Below are 18529 nucleotides of genomic sequence, written 5' to 3'. Positions count from 1 at the left end.
TCGATTCTCACAGGTGGAGTACCTTCGGCCCGGTGTCGGCCCCTGTCCTGACTGCGTTGCGCGACGTGGTCCCGGTCGCGGCGCTCGTGGTGCTGATCGCTACCGGGCTCCGACCCGCACCGGCTCGCGTCGAGGCCTCGGTCGCCGCGCTGGCCATCGCAGCGACGCTGGCGCTGGGTGTGCCCGGGCAGGCCGAGCTGGTCGAAGTGGTCCACCGACTCGCACCCGTGTTGGCATTCCTGGCCGGCATCCTGATCGTCGCCGAGGTCTGCTCCCTCGGCGGATTGTTCGACCATGCCGCCGCTGTCGTGGCACGCGCCGGGCTGGGCCGACCCGACGTCCTCCTCGCCGGCGCGTTCCTGCTCGCGGCGGCGGTCACCGTGACGCTGAGCCTGGACGCGACCGTGGTGCTCCTCGCACCGGTGGCCATCGGAGCGGCGCGTGCGCTCGACGAGTCGCCCTGGCCGCCGGCGTACGCCTGCCTGCGGATGGCCAACTCGGCCTCGATCCTGCTGCCGACGGCGAACCTGACCAATCTGCTCGCGATGCCCTTCCTGCACATCTCCTTCGTCGGCTTCGCTGTCGCCATGCTGCCGGCCTGGCTGGTGGTGCTGGCGGTGGAGTACGTCGGCCTGCGCTGGCTGCTCGGGGAGGAGCGAGGCACCGCCGGGGAGATCAAGCCGGTCGCTCCCCGGGATCCGGTGCCCTGGTTCCCGGTTGTCGTGGTCGGGCTGATGCTGCTCGGCTTCGCCGCGGGACACGAGCTCGGGCTCGAGCCCTGGGTGGCGGCCGATCTGAGCGCCGCGCTCCTGGCAGGGTGGGCGATCCACCGTCGCAAGATGAGCTTGGCCCGGGTCTGGCCGGCGGCTCATCCCGCGTTCCTGCTCTACGTGCTGGCCCTTGCCGTCGTGGTGGCGGCGCTCACGGTGGGCTTCTTGGGTGACTGGGTCCGCGGTGCTCTACCGACGGACGCGGACCTGGTCGGTCTGCTGACCGTGGCGTTGTTGGCGACCGTGCTCGCCAATCTGCTGACGAACATCTCGGCGGCGCTCCTCCTGTTGCCGCTGCTGGCCCCACTGGGCACGCCCATGGTGCTGGCCGCGCTGTTGGGCCTCAACATCGGCTCCGGGCTGACCTGGACCGGGTCGCTGGCCAACCTGCTCTGGCGGCGAGGGCTGACTGCTCAGGGTCTGACGCCTCGGCAGCGCACGTTCCACGCCCTGTCTTGGGGCCTCACCCCGGTGGCGCTGCTGGCGTCGGTGGTGTGCTTGTGGGCGACCTACTGATCGGCGCGCACGCCGAGGCGACCTGACCGGTCGGTGTCGGTCGGGGTCCGGTTACGATCGGCCAAGAGCCCCACCGACCACTTCGAGAGGGACGATGTCCTCCGCCACCGACGCCGTCTCGGCGATCCCCGTGTCCGACGAGCAGTTCGCCCAGGTCCAACCCGGCATCGAGTTGTGCTACCAGACCTTCGGGGAGCCAGGCGGTGACCCGCTCCTGCTGGTGATGGGCCTGGGTGGCCCGATGACCTGGTGGAACCCGGAGCTCTGCGCGCAACTGGTGGAGCGTGGCTTCTTCGTCATCCGCTACGACAACCGAGACACGGGCCGCTCCACCAAGGTGGGCGGACGCGTGCGCCGCAGCTCCTTGGTCCGCGCCTTCGCCGGCCGCGGCGGGCCACCGCCGTACACCCTCTCGGACATGTCCGAGGACGCCTTCGGCCTGCTGGACCACCTCGGCATCGCGCGTGCGCACGTGGTCGGCGTCTCCATGGGCGGGATGATCGTGCAGACGATGGCGGTCGAGCATCCGGAGCGGTTGATCTCGCTGACCAGCATCATGTCCACGGTCGGGAAGAGGACGGTCGGCTGGCAACATCCCAAGCTGGTGCCGATGATGATCGCGCCGCGCGGGCCGGGTCGGGCGGCGTACGCCGAGACCTCGGCGCGGCTGTGGCAGATGATCGGCTCGCCGGCCTACCCCGAACCGCACGCCGAGGTGCTGCGACGAGCGGGAGAGACCTGGGATCGTGGCTTCAGCGCCAACGGCGTGATGCGGCAGATGCTCGCGATCCTTGCCCAGCCCGACCGGACCGCCGCACTGCACGCGCTGACCATGCCGACGCTGGTCGTGCACGGGCTGTCGGACAAGATGGTGCACGTGTCCGGTGGGCGGGCGACCGCCAACGCCATCCCCGGGGCCGAGCTGTTGCTGGTGGACGGGATGGGACACGACCTGCCCGGCGCCCTCTACCCCACTTTCGCCGACGCCATCCGGCGCACCGCCGATCGCGCCACAGCATGATCAGCGCCGTCTGATCGAGTCCGGACGCACCGACCCGGCGCGGACATGGCGTCCGCGCCGGGTCGGCTTGGCTGGTCTTGCTCAGTCGGAGAGGCGGTCGCCGCTCTCGGTGTCGAAGACGTGCACGCTGGTCGGGTCGGTCGTCACGTGGATGACGTCACCCTTGCGCACGGCATCGCGGGCGCTGACCCTGACGATGACGTTGCTCGGAGTGCCTTCCACATCGCAGGTGCCGTAGACGAAGCCGTCCGCGCCGAGCTCCTCGACGACAGTGACGGTGATCGGCAGGCCACCCTCCTCGGCGGTCACCAAGCGCCACGCCTCGGGACGCACGCCCACCGTGATGTTGCCCTGCATCTTCGCGGCCGCGGTCGCATCGACCGGCACGACGTAGCCACCGATCGTGGCCTTGCCGTCGACCGCCTTGGCCTCGATCAGGTTCATCTGCGGCGAGCCGATGAACCCGGCGACGAAGAGGTTGACCGGCTTGTCGTAGAGATTCAGCGGGGTGTCGACCTGCTGCAAGATGCCCAGCTTCATCACCGCGACCCGGTCGCCCATCGTCATCGCCTCGACCTGGTCGTGGGTGACGTAGACCGTGGTGACCCCGAGATCGGACTGCAGCTTGGCGATGTCGGTGCGGGTCTGCACCCGCATCTTGGCATCCAGGTTGGACAGCGGCTCGTCCATGCAGAAGACCTGCGGGTTGCGGACGATCGCACGACCCATCGCGACACGCTGGCGCTGACCACCGGAGAGCGCCTTCGGCTTGCGGGCGAGGAACTCGGTCAGCCCGAGAATCTTGGCGGCCTCCTCGACGCGCTTCTGCCGCTCCTCAGCGGGCACCTTGGCCATCTTGAGCGCGAAGGCCATGTTGTCGGCCACCGTCATGTGCGGGTAGAGCGCGTAGTTCTGGAACACCATGGCGATGTCGCGGTCCTTCGGAGGAAGGTTCGTGATGTCCCGGTCGCCGATGAAGATCTTGCCGTCGTTGACCTCTTCCAGGCCGGCAAGCATCCGCAGCGTGGTGGACTTGCCGCATCCGGAGGGGCCGACGAGAACCATGAACTCGCCGTCGCCGATCTCAAGGTCGATACCCGGGACGGTCGGCGTGTCATTGCCGGGATACCACCGCTGAGCCTTCTCAAAAGTCACTGACGCCATCTTTTGCTCCCTTCACCGGCAGGTACGTGCCGGACGATCCGTCGTGAAGTGACGGGTGTGACCATAACCACAAACCGGTCGCCGCGTCGAGGGTCGCTCCACCGATGGCCTCGGCGCGAGGAGTCGATGCCTCCGAATCGACCGTGGAGACGAGGGCTCCAGAGTCAGCGCGCGATCGGTCGCACGGAGTCGCCGGCGAGCAGGGGCATCTTGAGCCGCTCGATCGCGTCCGACGGCGTGGCGGGGTCCATCAGCATGCGTACGGCGGCCGCACCGAGCTCGACGTACGGCAACGACACCGAGGTGAGCGAGGGCCGAAGCCAGCTGGCCAAGGTCGAGCCGTCGAAGGACACCACCGTCACCTCCCCAGGCACCGCCAACCCATGGTCGGCGAGCGCCTCGTAGGCGCCGAGCGCGATCCGGTCGTTGAGGCAGATCACCGCCTCCGGACGGACCCCGGACCTTAGCCAGCTCAGAACAGCCTCGTAGGCGGGCAGCACGCTCCACCCGGTCGGCACTACGCCGGCGACCTCGACGCCTGCCTCAGCCAACCGGGCGGTGACGCCCTCCATCCGGAGCGGTCCGGCCAGCGCGTGGGGATTGGGGTCGTGCCCGATCACGTAGACGTCCGTGGTGTGCCCGGCTCCGAGGACGACCTCGGCCGCGGTTCGACCGCCGGCGACCTCGTCCGGCAGCACCGCCGGGAGGGTTCGCTCGCGATCGACACAGTTGAGCAGGACCGAACGGGTCTCCCGCAGACCCTCGGGAATGATCACCTCGCTGGTCACCAGGGTCGCGTAGATGAATCCGTCGACCTGACGGTCGGTCATCTCCTCGATCAGTTGGGCTGCCAAGACCGGGTCGCCCTCGGTCTCGCCGATCACGACGAGGTGGTCCAGCGCACGCGCGGCGGCGCTCGCGCCGGTCAGCATCCGGCTGCCGTACTGTCCGCTCGCGACCGAGTCGGAGATCAAGCCGATCGTGCCGGACCGACGGGTGCGCAGGCTCTGCGCGCTGCGGTTGGGTCGGTAGGAAAGCTCTGCTGCCGCGCGGCGCACTCGCTCGTCGGCGTCGGCGGAGATACGCATCTGTGCCGACCGGTTGTTGAGGATGTAGGAGGCGGTCGTCGTGGACACGCCGGCGCGCGACGCGACGTCGCTGAGCGTCGCCTTGCGATGTGCCGACACCTCGCCCCTTCACCCTGTCGTCCACTCCTCGATTGCCTGTGCGACCCGGCGGCAACTCGAGTTTCGTATCCAAATCGATGCTTGACAGCCTTGTTCGGACAAGACCAAGATCAGGACCGTTGCTGATTCGATTCAGCAGTTTAGTCCCACATCTACGCCCACGAATCGCTCGTGTCAATCGTGCCGTATCTACGCGAGGAGAACAGTCAGGATGCGAACCCCAGTGCGAGCCCGCACAACCATCATGGCGATGGCGGCCGTTGCCGCCTTGGCCCTGCCATTGGCCGGCTGCGGCGGAGACTCCGGAGGAGGAAGCTCCAACAGCAAGACGGTGACCATCTGGTCCAGCGTCGACCAGCCGGTCCAAGACGGACTACAGAAGGCGCTCGAAGACAAGATCAAGGCTGGCGGTGACGACATCACCATCAAGTGGCAGAAGGTTGAGAACATCAGCCAGTTGATCATCACCAAGATCCAGTCCGGCGACACTCCTGACCTCGTGATGGTGCCGCAGCCCGGCGTCGTTCAGCAGATGAACCAGCTCGGCGCGATCAAGCCGCTCGACGACGCGGTCGACATGGACGCGCTCAAGAGCAGCATGATGCCCGGCACGCTTGAGTCCGGCACGGTGGACGGCAAGCTGATGGGCCTGCTCGTCAGCGCCAACGTCAAGGGCCTGATCTTCTATCCCAAGAAGGCTTGGGCCAAGGCCGGCTATGACGCCTCCAGCGTGACCGATATCGCCTCGCTGCAGAAGCTCACCGACCAGATGAAGGCGGACGGCAACACCCCGTGGTGCTTCGGCATCGAGTCCGACACCGCCACCGGTTGGCCGGCCACCGACTGGATCGAGACGCTCGTCATGAAGCAGAGCGGCGCTGACGTCTACAACAAGTGGGTCAGCCACGAGATCCCGTTCAACTCCGACGAGGTGAAGGCAGCCGGCGAGACGATGGAGAAGCTGCTGTTCCCCGACGGCAACGTCCTCGGCGGGATCAAGTCCTCGACGAGCACCAACTTCGGTGAGGCCGGCACCCCGATGTGGGACAAGTCAGGGCCGAAGTGCTGGATGCTCAACCAGGGCTCGTTCATCACCGGCTTCTTCCCCGACGACATCACCAGTGACCTCGATGCGAATGTCGGTGTCTTCGGCTTCCCGCCTGCCACCGCCGGTGGCGAGAACCCGGTCGAGGGCGGTGGCGACCTGCTCACCATGCTCAACGACAGCGCCAACGTGAAGAAGGTCGTGAGCTACCTCTCGGAGACCGACATCGGCGACGATGCCGCGCCGAGCAGCTCCTTCTTCTCGCCGCACAAGGACTTCGACATCAGCCTCTACCCGAACAAGCTCACCCAGGAACAGGCGAAGTACGCCTACGCGGCCTCGTCGTTCCTGTTCGACGGGTCTGACTCGATGCCGGCCGAGGTTGGCACCGGCTCCTTCTGGAAGGAGATGACCGCGTGGATCAGCGGTTCCGAGGACCTTGACACGGCGCTGACCAACATCAACGACAGCTGGCCCAGCTAGCACAACCGCGCCACCCTGACGCAGGGGCGGGCTTCGGGCGCTCCCGGGCCCGCCCCTGCGTCGCCGTCGGGCCGATGTCGGCCCCCAATCCCACGGAACCCCACGGGAAGGACGCCCGCCCATGTTCCTCAAGTTCGTCTCAGCGATCCTCACCGTGGTCGCTGGTATCGGTGCCGCATTGATCATCTTCTGGATCCTCAACAAGATCGCAGAGTTGCTGCCAGGAAGACTGGAGGATCGGATCAAGCCCTACCTCTACATCGCTCCCGCGGCCTTCGCCATCATTCTCTATCTGATCTATCCGTCGATCCTCACCATCATCAACAGCTTCAAGGACAACTTCTCGCGAAACTGGGTAGGGACGAAGAACTACACCGACCTGCTCACCTCCGACGACTTCCGACAAACCCTCTTCAACACGCTGCTCTGGATATTGATCGTGCCGGCGATCACCGTCGCGCTCGGCTTGTTAGTCGCAGTCCTCGCCGACCGGCTGAGCGCGCGAAACGAGAAGACCACCAAGACGGTCATCTTCTTGCCGATGGCGATCAGCATGATCGGTGCGGCGACAATCTGGCGGTTCGTCTACGACGCCGCCCCCAAGGGCGTCACCCAGATCGGCCTGCTGAACGCGATCGGTGGCTTCTTCGGGGCCAATCCGGTCCAATGGCTGCAGACGCAGACCTTCCATCTCAACAGCCTGCTGCTCATGGTGATCCTGATCTGGCTGCAGGTGGGCTTCTCGATGGTGTTGCTGTCCGCAGCCGTCAAGGGTGTGCCCGGCGACACGCTTGAAGCGGCCCGGATCGACGGCGCCAATGAACGGCAGATCTTTACCAAGGTGATCCTGCCGCAGATCAAGGGCACCCTGATCACGGTCTTCATCACCGTGACCATCAGCGTGATGAAGATCTTCGACATCGTCTACGTCAACACCAACGGCAACTTCAACACCAACGTGCTGGGCAACGAGTTCTACAACCAGATCAGCACGTTCGTGAACTACGGCAAGGCATCCGCGATCGTGGTGATATTGATGGTCGCGGTGATTCCGATCATGTGGTACCAGGTGCGCCACTTCAAGGCCGAGGAGGCGAACGCATGACCGACATCCAGACAACCGCTGCCCCCGTGCAGGGAAGGAAGCAACGCAAGGCGGCGGCCTCGTTCGACGCCAACCCGGCCCAGGCCGGCTGGCTGACCAAGATCGTGCTGCTGGTGCTCTGTGTGCTGTGGATGATCCCCCTCCTGGGCACCTTCGTCACCTCGCTCCGCACACTCGACGACGTGAACAGTTCCGGCTGGTGGCATGCCTTCACGCCGTCTGGCATCCGGGCACTCACCTTGGAGAACTACCACAACGCGCTGTCCGGCAAGGGAATGGGCCAGGCATTCATCAACAGCCTCGCGATCACTCTGCCTGCCACCTTCATCCCGATCCTGATCGCAGCGGTCGCGGCCTACGCGTTCACGTTCATGGAGTTCTGGGGCCGTGACGTGCTGTTCTTGACGATCGTCAGCCTGCTGGTCGTGCCCAACTACGTCGCCTTCATCCCGATCAACTCGATCTACCGCGACCTGGGCATGAGCGGCACCTTCCCCGCGGTGTGGCTGGCCCATATCGGCTTCGGCATGTCGTTGGCGATCTATATCCTGCGCAACTACATGGCCACGCTGCCCAAGACGGTGATCGAGTCGGCCAAGATCGACGGCGCCTCGCACTTCCAGACCTTCTACAAGCTCATCTTGCCGATGTCTGTGCCGGCGCTGGCGTCGTTCGCCATCTTCCAGTTCCTCTGGGTCTGGAACGACCTGCTCACCGCCCTGGTCTTCCTCGGGCCTGGTGACAAGGAGCCGGTGACGGTGAACCTGACCCACTTCAAGACTCAGCTGGGTCAAGGGTGGGAGCTCACCACGGCCGGCGGGTTCTTGACCATGATCATCCCGATCATCGTGTTCTTGAGCCTGCAACGGTTCTTCGTCCGCGGCATGACCGCAGGTGCCGTCAAGGGCTGAGCGAGGCAACACGAGGGCCAGCGGCGCGGCGCTCCGGGGAACCCGGAGCGCCGCGCCGCTGTCACGCCCGCCCCATGACATGATCGACGCCGCCACCCCGAACAGGCCGGCTCGTCGACCAACCCCAGTCCTCATCCGAGTCGCCTTCCGAACAGGAGAAAGTCGTGCTGTTCCCCTCGCTCCGACCCGGCGTGACCCGGACGGCCCTCGAGATCGACTCAACCGACGACGGCATGCCCACCGTCCTGTGGGCCGGCCCGGTCGGCGCCGGTCACGATCCGAGCGGCCACGCCCCGCTGGTGCCGAACGGGCCCGGCATGCCTCTGCTGGGCGAACAGTCCCATGGTCTGTTCACCCGCCCCCAGTTGCGCGGCTTCCGGATCGACCCGGTCCACGGCACCACCGGCGCCGCCTGGACCCCTCGGCTGCTGGCGGACTCAATCGACGCGGACGACGCCCGCCTGGTGGTCTCGAGCCACGACCCGGCCGCCGGGCTCTTTGTGGTCGTCGAGATCGAGACACTCACTGGCGGTGCCCTCCGCGCCCGAGCCGCGGTCACCAACACCGGTGAGGGGCGCTACGTCGTCGAGGGGTTGGAACTCTGCCTGCCGGTGTCGGACCAGCTGACCGAACTGCTCGACTTCACCGGGCGCCACGAGCGTGAGCGGACCGCTCAGCGGCACCAGGTCACCGACGGCTTGTGGCTGCGGGAGAGCCGCGCCGGTCGGCCCGGCCTGGAGTCGGCGACCCAGCTCATCTTGGGGCAGCCGGGATTCTCGTTCGGCCATGGTGAGGTGCTCGGCGTCCACGTCGCCTGGAGCGGCAACACGGTGATGAGGGTCGAGCGCAGCCCAGCCCTCGGCACCACGGTCGGCGGCGGCGAGCTGCTGCTACCCGGCGAGATGAGTCTCGACACTGGCGAGAGCTACACCAGTCCATGGGTGATGTTCGCCGCGGCCACAGACGGGCTGGACGGTCTCGCCGCCAGTTGGCACGCCTTCCAGCGCGCCTCGCCGGCCCATCCCGACCTGCAGCCGGTCGTGCTGAACGTCTGGGAAGCCGTCTACTTCGACCACGACCTCGGCCGTCTGAAGCAGATCGCCGACCGCGCGCACCGCGTCGGCGTCGAACGCTTCGTGCTCGACGACGGCTGGTTCCGGCACCGGCGCGACGACACCGCGGGCCTGGGTGACTGGTACGTCGACGAGGGCGTCTGGCCCGACGGGCTCGCGCCGATCGTCGACCACGTCCGCGAGCTCGGCATGGAGTTCGGGCTCTGGTTCGAGCCGGAGATGATCAACCCCGACTCCGACCTCTACCGCGCCCATCCCGATTGGGTCCTCTCCCCTGGCGACCGTCTGCCCCTGCTGCACCGCAACCAGCTCGTCCTCGACCTCACTCGCCCAGATGCCTTCGACTACGTGCTCGAGCGGATGGACGACGTGCTGTCGTCCTACGCCATCTCCTTCGTCAAGTGGGACCACAACCGTGAGCTTCTCGAGGCCGGCAGCGGCCTGCGGGGCGGCGCGGCAGCGGTCCACGAGCAGACGCTCGCCTACTACCGACTGCTCGACACCTTGCGGAGCAGACACCCAGGCGTCGCCTGGGAGTCCTGCGCCGCCGGCGGCGGTCGGATCGACCTCGGCGTGCTCGAGCGCGCCCAGCGGGTCTGGACCTCTGACATGACCGACGCGCTGGCGCGCCAGGAGATCCAGCGCTGGACCCTGCAGCTGGTCGCCCCGGAGTACGCCGGAGCGCACGTCTCCTCACCTGTCTCGCACTCGACCTGGCGCAGCCTCTACCTCGACTTCCGAGCCGCGACCGCCCTCTTCGGCGCCTTCGGGATCGAGTGGGACCTCACCCAGGCCACCGAGGAGGACCTCGACCGCCTGGCCTCCTGGGTGGATCGGTTCAAGCGCTTCCGTCCGCTGCTGCACTCCGGTCGGATGATCCGGCCGGAGTCCTCGGATCCTGCGGTTCTCCTCCACGGAGTCGTGGCCGCCGACCGTGGCGAAGCGTTGGTCGGTCACTTCCAGCTCGACGAGTCCGCCCACAACCGCGGTGTGTGGGTGCGGGTGCCCGGCCTCGAGCCGGATGCGTCGTACGACTTGTCCTGGGAGGGTCCGGTCGTGGACATCGCCACCAGCATGTCCGCCGCGCCACCGGCCGACGGGCCGACGGCGGGCCAGCCGGTGAGCGGCTACGCACTCGGCGTCCAGGGCTTCTGGATGCCGCGAGGTCGTCCGGAGTTCGCCTCCCTCGTCCACGTGCGTCGGATCAGGCCCTGATCCCGAGGTTACCTCCGCCGCGGACGCGGTTGCTCCTTGCGGACGACGTTGACCCCGGCCATCAGCGCGAGGCCCTTCACCCGGACCACCGGGGAGTCCTGACCCAGCTCGGCCTCGACCTTGTCGCGAGCTTGCGAGAAGTCGCCCATCACGCCGACGCCGTCGACGAAGACCTGGGTGAAGGCGTCGACGATCACCTCGACGCTGCCCATGATCGCGGTGGCGGTGATGGTCACCTCGTGCTCGGCGAAGGTCGCCTCGCGGAGATCCAGCACCACGCTGCCCATCATCGCGAAGGCCGTGTGGTGCTCCGGCATCAGCCAGGGGCCGCGGCGAGCGGATTCGCTCATGACGGCCACCGAGCTGCCATGGCTGGCCACCGCCGGCGCCCGCTCCGGGCGCGTCGCAGGAACCGGGGCGGGCTTCGGCATCCCGGTCGACGGGTGTGACGGCAGATCGACGGTGATCGGGACCAGGTCGGCATATGTCTTGGCGGCGTAGGCAGCTTCCAGCCGCTGGTCCAGCTCGTCCAGATCCAGCCTGCCCTCGCCTGCCGCGTCCCGCAGCAGCTCGGCAACCCGATGCCGGTCCTCGTCGGAGATCCGCAGCTGTGCGGGGTCGGGACGATCGAGTTCACCGGGCATGGCGCCCAGGGTAGTCGGCTCCGACCGCGCGGCGCCGGGACACTAACCTGAGGTCGTGACCAGTCCCGCTCCCGGCCCCGAGTTCTGCTACTCCGATCTGTTGCCGATCGGGGCCGACGAGGCGCCGTACCGCTTGGTGACGACCGAAGGGGTCGACGCGTTCGAGGCCGGTGGGCGGCGCTTCCTGCGCGTAGCCCCGGAGGCTATCCAGCGGCTCACAGCCGAAGCGATGCACGACATCGCGCACTATCTGCGACCCGCCCACCTTGCTCAGCTGCGCAAGATCATCGACGACCCGGAGGCGTCCGGCAACGACCGCTTCGTCGCGCTGGACCTGCTCAAGAACGTCAACATCTCCGCCGGCGGGGTGCTGCCGATGTGTCAGGACACCGGCACGGCGATCGTGATGGGCAAGAAGTCCGAGGGTGTCCTCACCGGGATCGATGACGGCGAGGCGATCTCGCGCGGGGTGTACGACGCCTACACCCGGCTGAACCTGCGCTACTCCCAGCTCGCACCGCTGACAATGTGGGAGGAGAAGAACACCGGCACCAACCTGCCCGCGCAGATCGAGATCTACGCCACGCCGGACACGGTGCTGGACTCCGGGGCGAGGGAGCCGGAGTACAAGTTCCTCTTCATGGCCAAGGGCGGCGGCTCGGCGAACAAGTCCTTCCTCTTCCAGGAGACCAAGGCGGTTCTCAACCCGACGCGGATGATCGACTTCCTCGACGAGAAGATCCGCTCCCTCGGCACGGCTGCCTGTCCGCCGTACCACCTGGCTGTCGTGGTCGGTGGCACGTCGGCCGAGTTCGCATTGAAGACTGCGAAGTACGCCTCCGCCCACTACCTCGACCACCTGCCCACATCGGGCTCGTTGTCGGCGCACGGATTCCGTGACCTCGAGTTGGAGGAAGAGGTCTTCAAGCTCACCCAGTCGTTCGGGATCGGCGCCCAGTTCGGCGGGAAGTACTTCTGCCACGACGTCCGGGTGATCCGGCTGCCACGGCACGGCGCGTCCTGCCCCGTCGCCATCGCCGTCTCGTGCTCCGCGGACCGCCAGGCACTCGGCAAGATCACTGCCAAGGGCGTCTTCCTCGAGCAGCTCGAGACCGATCCCGCCCACTATCTGCCCGACCCGCACGAGGCGGAGCTGATCGCCGGCGGCGCGGTGGTCCCGATCGACCTGAACCGGCCGATGCCGGAGATCCTTGCCGAGTTGTCCCGGCATCCGGTGAAGACCCGGCTGTCGCTGACCGGCCCACTGGTGGTGGCCCGCGACATCGCACACGCCAAGATCAAGGAGCGGCTGGACGCCGGTGAGCCGATGCCCGCCTACCTGCGCGACCACCCCGTCTACTACGCCGGGCCGGCCAAGACCCCGGAGGGGATGCCCTCGGGGTCGTTCGGGCCGACCACCGCAGGACGGATGGACTCCTATGTCGACCAGTTCCAAACTGCCGGCGGCTCGTTGGTGATGCTCGCCAAGGGCAACCGCAGCAAGGTGGTGACCGAGGCCTGCGCCACACACGGCGGCTTCTATCTCGGCTCCATCGGCGGGCCCGCCGCCCGGCTGGCGCAGGACTGCATCCGGTCCGTCGAGGTGCTGGAGTATCCCGAGCTCGGCATGGAGGCGGTGTGGAAGATCGAGGTCGAGGACTTCCCTGCCTTCATCGTGGTCGACGACAAGGGCAACGACTTCTTCACCGATCCCTCCGGCGCAGTCACCGTCCCCCTCTCCGGCATCCGCGTCCGCTCTGCGCAGTAGGTCTGCCGGACGTCGTGTGGGCTGGCCGACCGCCCGGCCGACCGGAGAGGATGACGTCCCCACCGGCAGGGCAGGATGGGCCGATGGAGTACGTCGTGATCGCCCGCGCCACCTCTCCACGAGGAGAGCTGGTGCTCCGAGAGCGGCGCAGCGAGAGGGGACCGACCAGCCTCGAGTTGCGCGTCAACGGGATCTTCGTGATGGACACCGTCGAGACCGACACCGAGCAGACACTCGCGACAGCCGGCCTCGCTGCGGTCTCGAACCCGCAGAAGGTCCTGGTCGGCGGGCTCGGCCTCGGCTTCACCATGCACGCCGTGCTCGGGGACAGCCGGGTCCAGCGCTGTCGGGTGGTCGAGATCGAGGAGGCCCTCGTCGACTGGCTGCGCGCGGGCACGGTGCCCCATGGGCCGCAGTTCTTGGCCGACGAGCGGGTGGAAGTGGTCGTCGGCGATGTGGCCCAGGTGCTGACCGAGACGCCCGCGTCGTTGTACGACGTGATCCTCCTCGATGTCGACAACGGACCGGATCAGCTCGTCCACGAGCAGAACGCCGGGCTGTACGAAGAGCCCTTCCTGCGCGTCGCACGACGGGCGCTCCGGGACGGCGGTGCCCTGGTCATCTGGTCGGCAGCCGAGTCTCGGACCCTGTTGGACGGACTGGCAGCGGAGTTCGACACCGCCGAGGGGAACGCCTACGAGGTCCTGCTCCAGGGCCGCGACGAGCACTACTGGCTCTATCTGGCCCGGGTAGCCTCGCCAGAGTGACCGAACCCGCGCCGACCCGCATCGAGCACGACTCCCTCGGCGAGGTAGAGGTGCCGCGCGACGCGCTCTGGCGGGCACAGACCCAGCGCGCGGTGGAGAACTTCCCGATCAGCGGCACCCCCATCGAGCCGGCCCTGATCCACGCCATCGGGCAGATCAAGGCCGCCGCCGCCAAGGCCAACCGCCAGTTGGAGGTGTTGACCGACGAGCAGGCCGGCGCGATCCTGGCTGCCGCACGGGCGGTCGCCGCAGGCGAGGTCGACGACGCGTTCCCGATCGACTGCTTCCAGACCGGGTCCGGCACCAGCTCGAACATGAACGCCAACGAGGTGATCGCGGGGCTCGCTGCCCGATCCGGTGTCGAGGTCCACCCCAACGACCACGTCAACGCCAGCCAGTCGAGCAACGACACCTTCCCGTCCGCGATCCAGGTGGCCGCGGTGCGCGCTGTGACCGGCGAGCTGGCGCCTTCGTTGGGCGTCCTTGCCGGATCGCTTGAGGCCAGGGCGGACGAGTTCGCCACTGTGGTGAAGTCCGGACGCACCCACCTGATGGACGCCACGCCGGTGACCCTGGGTCAGGAGTTCGGAGGCTACGCCGCCACCGTGCGGCTCGCCGTCGAGCGACTCGAGTCGGTCCTGCCGCGAGTGCGCGAACTGCCTCTGGGCGGGACCGCCGTCGGCACCGGGATCAACACCCCGAAGGGCTTCGCCGCCCTGGTGATCGACGAGCTCTCTCGAACTACGGGTGAGCCGTTCGCCGAGACGCGCAACCACTTCGAGGCCCAAGGGACCCGGGACTCGCTGGTCGAGCTGAGCGGGGTGCTGCGCACCATTGCGGTGGGTCTGACCAAGATCTGCAACGACCTGCGCTGGATGTCGTCGGGGCCGAGCACGGGCTTGGCGGAGATCCATCTCCCCGACCTCCAGCCCGGGTCGAGCATCATGCCGGGCAAGGTCAACCCGGTGCTGCCGGAGGCGACCCTGATGGTGTGCGCCCAGGTGGTCGGCAACGATGCCGCCGTCGCGTGGTCCGGCGCGGCGGGGAACTTCGAGCTCAACGTGATGATGCCAGTGCTGGCCCGCAACGTGTTGGAGTCGATCCGCCTGCTCGCCTCGGTGAGTCGCCTGTTGGCCTCCCGCTGCATCGACGGCATCACCGCGGACGAGGCACGGCTGCGCCGCTATGCGGAGGCGTCCCCGGCGGTGGTGACGCCGTTGAACAAGTACGTCGGCTACGAGGCCGCCGCGAAGATCGCCAAGCGGGCGTTGGCCGACGGTGCCACCATCCGCGAGACGGTGCTCGCGCTGGGCTATGTCGATCGTGGCGAGATCAGCCTGGCCGAGCTGGACGCCGCGCTGGACGTCGACAAGATGACCGGCCGCGGCTGATCCTGTCCAGCGGTCGGTCAGTAGTAGCCGTGGCCCTGCTTGAACGACCAGGCGCCGCAGGGCGTGCCGTAGCGGTCGGCGATGTAGCCCAGGCCCCACCGGATCTGGGTGACCGGGTTGGTCGCCCAATCGGCACCGGCGGAGGCCATCTTCGAGCCGGGTAGCGCCTGCGGGATGCCGTAGGCCGAGGAGTTCGGGTTGTCGGCGTCGACCCGCCAGCCGCTCTCGCCCATGTAGAGCGAGTCGAGGCACTGGAACTGGTCGTCTCCGAAGCCGAACTCCGGCAGCAGCGCCTTGGCGATCGTGCGCGGATCCGCGTCGGAGAGATCCTCGGTCTTGGCTGCGGCCGGGGAGTCGGCGCCGGAGAGGACGGCGACCTTGGCCGGGTCCTGCTGGGTCCGTCGATCCGAGCGGGACACCGATGCCGTCTGGGCGCGCTCCTGGAGCTCGGCGTCGGCGAGGGTGGGGTCGGTGCCGGCCAACGGCTCGAAGACATCGGCGGCGACCGGCGCAGTGGGATTGCTGCTCGCCACGCCACTGGCGACGACACCCGTGGTGGCGGCGACGGCCAGGGAGGTCATCACCACGGTGTTCCGGGTGACCTTCGCGGCCGACGGCAGCCGGGACGCGCGCGGGGCACGATGCCGGGGCGGCGCCTTGTGCCGGGGCACAGGCTTGGCTCTGCTCACGCGCGGGCTCACTTCGTCGGGGGTCGGACTGACCGCTTCGTGTCCGCCTCGGCCCCCATGGTCACGAAATGATCACGGGCCAGACTTCCCGAGATTGCCCGAGTCCGCAAACCGAACGGCCGATTTTGGTCAGCGGGATCGGTCACATTGTGCCGCCACCGACACACCAGCCCCACGAACCACTTTCGTCACACTGGTGGGCTAGAGCGTCACGTTCTCCAGCATCTCGGTCACGAGCGCCGCGATCGGCGAGCGCTCGGACCGGGTGAGCGTGACGTGGGCGAAGAGCGGGTGCCCCTTGAGCTTCTCCACGACCGCGACCACGCCGTCGTGGCGCCCGACCCGGAGGTTGTCGCGCTGGGCGACGTCGTGGGTCAGCACCACCTTGGAGTTGGCCCCGATCCGAGACAGCACCGTCAGCAGCACGTTGCGCTCCAGCGACTGCGCCTCGTCGACCACGACGAAGGAGTCGTGCAGCGACCGGCCCCTGATGTGGGTGAGCGGCAGCACCTCGAGCATGTCCCGGGCCAGCACCTCGTCGATCACCTCGCGCGACGTGACCGCACCCAGGGTGTCGAAGACGGCCTGGGCCCACGGCGACATCTTCTCCGACTCCGAGCCCGGGAGATAGCCGAGCTCCTGGCCGCCGACGGCGTAGAGAGGCCGGAAGACGACGACCTTCTGGTGCTGACCTCGCTCAAGCACGGCCTCCAAGCCGGCGCACAGGGCAAGCGCCGACTTGCCGGTGCCAGCCCGGCCGCCGAGGGAGACGATGCCCACCTCGGGGTCGAGCAGCATCTCCAGCGCGATCCGCTGCTCCGCCGAGCGGCCGTGGATGCCGAACGCCTCCCGGTCGCCACGGACGAGGTGCACCCGCTTGTCCGCGCCGATCCGTCCGAGGGCGGTCCCCCGCTCGGAGAGCAGCACCAACCCGGTGTGGCAGGGCAGGTCGCGGGCCTCGTCGACGTCGACCGCGCCGTCGTCGTACAGCTCGTCGAGCACGGCGGCAGGCAGGTCGAGCTCGGCCATGCCGGTGTAGCCGCTGTCGGAATCGGAGACGGTCTCGGCGCGATACTCCTCAGCCACCAGTCCGACTGCGGACGCCTTGATCCGCAGCGGCAGGTCCTTGGAGACGAGGGTGACGTCGTGGCCCTCGTCGGCCAGGTTGCGGGCAACGGCCAGGATGCGGGTGTCGTTGTCGCCGAGCCGGAAGCCGGACGGGAGCGCGGTCGGATCGGTGTGGTTGAGCTCGACGCGGACCGTGCCCCCCTCGTCGTTGACGGGCACCGGCTGGTCGAGGCGACCGTGGCTGACCCGGAGGTCGTCGAGCTGCCGCAGCGCGGTGCGCGCGAAGAAGCCCAGTTCGGGATGGTGCCGCTTCCCCTCGAGCTCGGTGATCACGACCACCGGCAAGACGACCTCATGCTCGGCGAACCGGCGCAGGGCGCCAGGGTCGGCCAGCAGCACGCTCGTGTCGAGCACGAAGGTGGTCGTCTGCGGATCGGTGGCTGACGTGCGGGAGGAACCGGTTCTCTTCGCGGCCGACACGTGCATCCCCTCACCGACCGGAGCGCGCACTTTCGCCCGGCCGCGCTAATTCGCATTGACGGACCGGGACGTGGCCCGGGCGCCGAAGTGCCGGCGCACCGTCGCGCGACGGGTCCGCCGCACGATCTGGTCGTGAATCTTCACGAACGTCTGGCCTCCCGATAGCGACAGACTTCCCCATCTGTCACTGTGGCGAACGTACGTCGCCCAGGTAACCGTTTTGGGTCGACACGCCCGAGCGGTGGGTGAACAGGAGATCACGGGCCTCCAGGGGGCCCACCTACGCCGGGGCGGCCGGTGGCCGGCTACTGGTGCGTACGACACGGCATATGTGACCTACGCACCAGTAGCCGTGCTCAGCTGCCCTGTCGGTCAGCACCACCGACTGCGGCAGCCCGAGGAACGGGAGAGGCAGCGTGGTCAGGCGCCGAATCGACGCTCACGCTCGGCGTACGCCCGGATGGCACGCAGGAAGTCGACCCGGCGGAAGTCGGGCCATAGCGCCTCGCAGAAGTAGAACTCGCTGTGCGCGCTCTGCCAGAGCAGGAAGCCGCCGAGGCGCTGCTCGCCGGAGGTGCGGATGACCAGGTCGGGGTCGGGCTGGCCCTTGGTGTAGAGGTGCTCGGAGATGTCCTCGGCAGAGATGGTCTCGGCGACCTGCTCAAGGGAGCGGCCCTCGGCGGCCTGCTCGAGGAGCAGCGACCGGACGGCATCGGCGATCTCGCGGCGACCGCCGTACCCGACCGCGATGTTGACCAGCAGCCCGTCGATGTCGCGGGTGGCGTCGGCTGCTGCCTTGAGCCGTTCCGAGGTGGTTGCCGGGAGCAGGTCCAACGCGCCGACGGGGTTGAGGCGCCAGCGGTGCGCCGCGGCGAGGGAGTCCACCGCGTTCTCGATGACCGAGAGCAGCCCGGTGAGCTGTTCGCTCGGCCGGTTGAGGTTGTCGGTCGACAACAGCCAGAGGGTGACCACCTTGACGCCGACCTCTTCGCACCAGCCCAGCAGCGGCTCGATGTTGTCGGCGCCCGCGCGATAGCCGTGTGCGGTGTCGGCGCCGACCGCCTTGGCCCATCTCCGGTTGCCGTCGAGCATCACGCCGACGTGATGGGGGATCCGCTCGTTCGGGAGGTGCCGGACCACTCGGGCTTCGTAGGCCGGGTAGAGCACCCGGCGCACGGCGTCCTTCCAACTGGCCACACCTTGATGGTAGTCGGCACTCGCCGTCCGCGTCG

General features: G+C 68.0%; 15 protein-coding genes. 9 read left to right on the top strand and 6 right to left on the bottom strand.

The genetic code is table 11. From position 1 onward, the window contains the following. The first annotated feature begins 32 nt into the window (after positions 1–32). Both QM714_RS17975 and QM714_RS17970 read left to right on the top strand, forming a co-directional pair. The gene (locus QM714_RS17975; RefSeq protein ID WP_415102706.1) at positions 33–1286 is read left to right on the top strand and encodes an SLC13 family permease; all 1254 of its coding nucleotides are present in this window, start codon (positions 33–35) and stop codon (positions 1284–1286) included. Between the two features lie 94 nt (positions 1287–1380). Further along, on the top strand, positions 1381–2307 hold the full coding sequence (locus QM714_RS17970) for an alpha/beta fold hydrolase (RefSeq protein ID WP_415102705.1): 927 nt from the start codon (positions 1381–1383) through the stop codon (positions 2305–2307). A gap of 81 nt (positions 2308–2388) precedes the next feature. On the opposite strand, the gene QM714_RS17965 is transcribed toward QM714_RS17970, so the two are convergent. Next, entirely contained in the window at positions 2389–3471 is a 1083-nt protein-coding gene (locus QM714_RS17965; RefSeq protein ID WP_415102704.1) for an ABC transporter ATP-binding protein, read from the bottom strand. 164 nt (positions 3472–3635) lie between these two features. Further along, on the bottom strand, positions 3636–4658 hold the full coding sequence (locus QM714_RS17960; protein WP_415102703.1) for a LacI family DNA-binding transcriptional regulator: 1023 nt from the start codon (positions 4656–4658) through the stop codon (positions 3636–3638). 250 nt (positions 4659–4908) lie between these two features. On the opposite strand from QM714_RS17960, the gene QM714_RS17955 reads away from it, so the two are divergent. The 4 genes from QM714_RS17955 to QM714_RS17940 all read left to right on the top strand — a co-directional run bounded on the left by QM714_RS17955 (position 4909) and on the right by QM714_RS17940 (position 10490). Further along, on the top strand, positions 4909–6186 hold the full coding sequence (locus QM714_RS17955) for an ABC transporter substrate-binding protein (protein WP_415102702.1): 1278 nt from the start codon (positions 4909–4911) through the stop codon (positions 6184–6186). A gap of 121 nt (positions 6187–6307) precedes the next feature. Continuing rightward, positions 6308–7291 carry a carbohydrate ABC transporter permease gene (locus QM714_RS17950; protein ID WP_415102701.1) on the top strand — a complete coding sequence of 328 codons (984 nt, stop codon included), beginning with the start codon at positions 6308–6310 and terminating at the stop codon, positions 7289–7291. Next, positions 7288–8202, top strand: a complete 915-nt coding sequence (locus QM714_RS17945) for a carbohydrate ABC transporter permease (protein WP_415102700.1) — start codon at positions 7288–7290, stop codon at positions 8200–8202. Before QM714_RS17950 ends, QM714_RS17945 begins: the two co-directional genes overlap by 4 nt. Before the next feature lie 164 nt (positions 8203–8366). Continuing rightward, the gene (locus tag QM714_RS17940; protein WP_415102699.1) at positions 8367–10490 is read left to right on the top strand and encodes an alpha-galactosidase; all 2124 of its coding nucleotides are present in this window, start codon (positions 8367–8369) and stop codon (positions 10488–10490) included. 8 nt (positions 10491–10498) lie between these two features. Here QM714_RS17940 and QM714_RS17935 read toward each other — a convergent pair whose 3' ends face one another. Next, positions 10499–11134: a DUF1707 SHOCT-like domain-containing protein gene (locus QM714_RS17935; protein WP_415102698.1), complete on the bottom strand. Its 636-nt coding sequence runs from the start codon at positions 11132–11134 to the stop codon at positions 10499–10501. Positions 11135–11189: 55 nt separating this feature from the next. Between QM714_RS17935 and QM714_RS17930 the strand changes: the two genes are divergently transcribed. From QM714_RS17930 to QM714_RS17920, 3 genes are all read left to right on the top strand, one after another. Then, a complete protein-coding gene (locus QM714_RS17930) occupies positions 11190–12902 on the top strand; it encodes a fumarate hydratase (protein ID WP_415102697.1) in 1713 nt (570 codons plus the stop codon). Between the two features lie 83 nt (positions 12903–12985). Further along, complete coding sequence (locus tag QM714_RS17925; protein WP_415102696.1) at positions 12986–13669, top strand: spermidine synthase; 684 nt, start codon at positions 12986–12988, stop codon at positions 13667–13669. Further along, a complete protein-coding gene (locus QM714_RS17920; protein WP_415102695.1) occupies positions 13666–15060 on the top strand; it encodes a class II fumarate hydratase in 1395 nt (464 codons plus the stop codon). Before QM714_RS17925 ends, QM714_RS17920 begins: the two co-directional genes overlap by 4 nt. A 17-nt stretch (positions 15061–15077) precedes the next feature. On the opposite strand, the gene QM714_RS17915 is transcribed toward QM714_RS17920, so the two are convergent. From QM714_RS17915 to QM714_RS17905, 3 genes are all read right to left on the bottom strand, one after another. Beyond that, the gene (locus tag QM714_RS17915) at positions 15078–15749 is read right to left on the bottom strand and encodes a lytic transglycosylase domain-containing protein (protein ID WP_415102694.1); all 672 of its coding nucleotides are present in this window, start codon (positions 15747–15749) and stop codon (positions 15078–15080) included. Positions 15750–15950: 201 nt separating this feature from the next. Next, positions 15951–17303 carry a PhoH family protein gene (locus tag QM714_RS17910; protein WP_415102693.1) on the bottom strand — a complete coding sequence of 451 codons (1353 nt, stop codon included), beginning with the start codon at positions 17301–17303 and terminating at the stop codon, positions 15951–15953. Between the two features lie 414 nt (positions 17304–17717). Further along, positions 17718–18494: an isoprenyl transferase gene (locus QM714_RS17905; protein WP_415102692.1), complete on the bottom strand. Its 777-nt coding sequence runs from the start codon at positions 18492–18494 to the stop codon at positions 17718–17720. Between the last annotated feature and the right edge of the window lie 35 nt (positions 18495–18529).

The sequence above is a fragment of the Nocardioides sp. genome, assembly GCF_047602075.1.
Classification (GTDB): Bacteria; Actinomycetota; Actinomycetes; order Propionibacteriales; family Nocardioidaceae; genus Nocardioides.
This window is presented reverse-complemented; position numbering and strand designations above follow the sequence as displayed.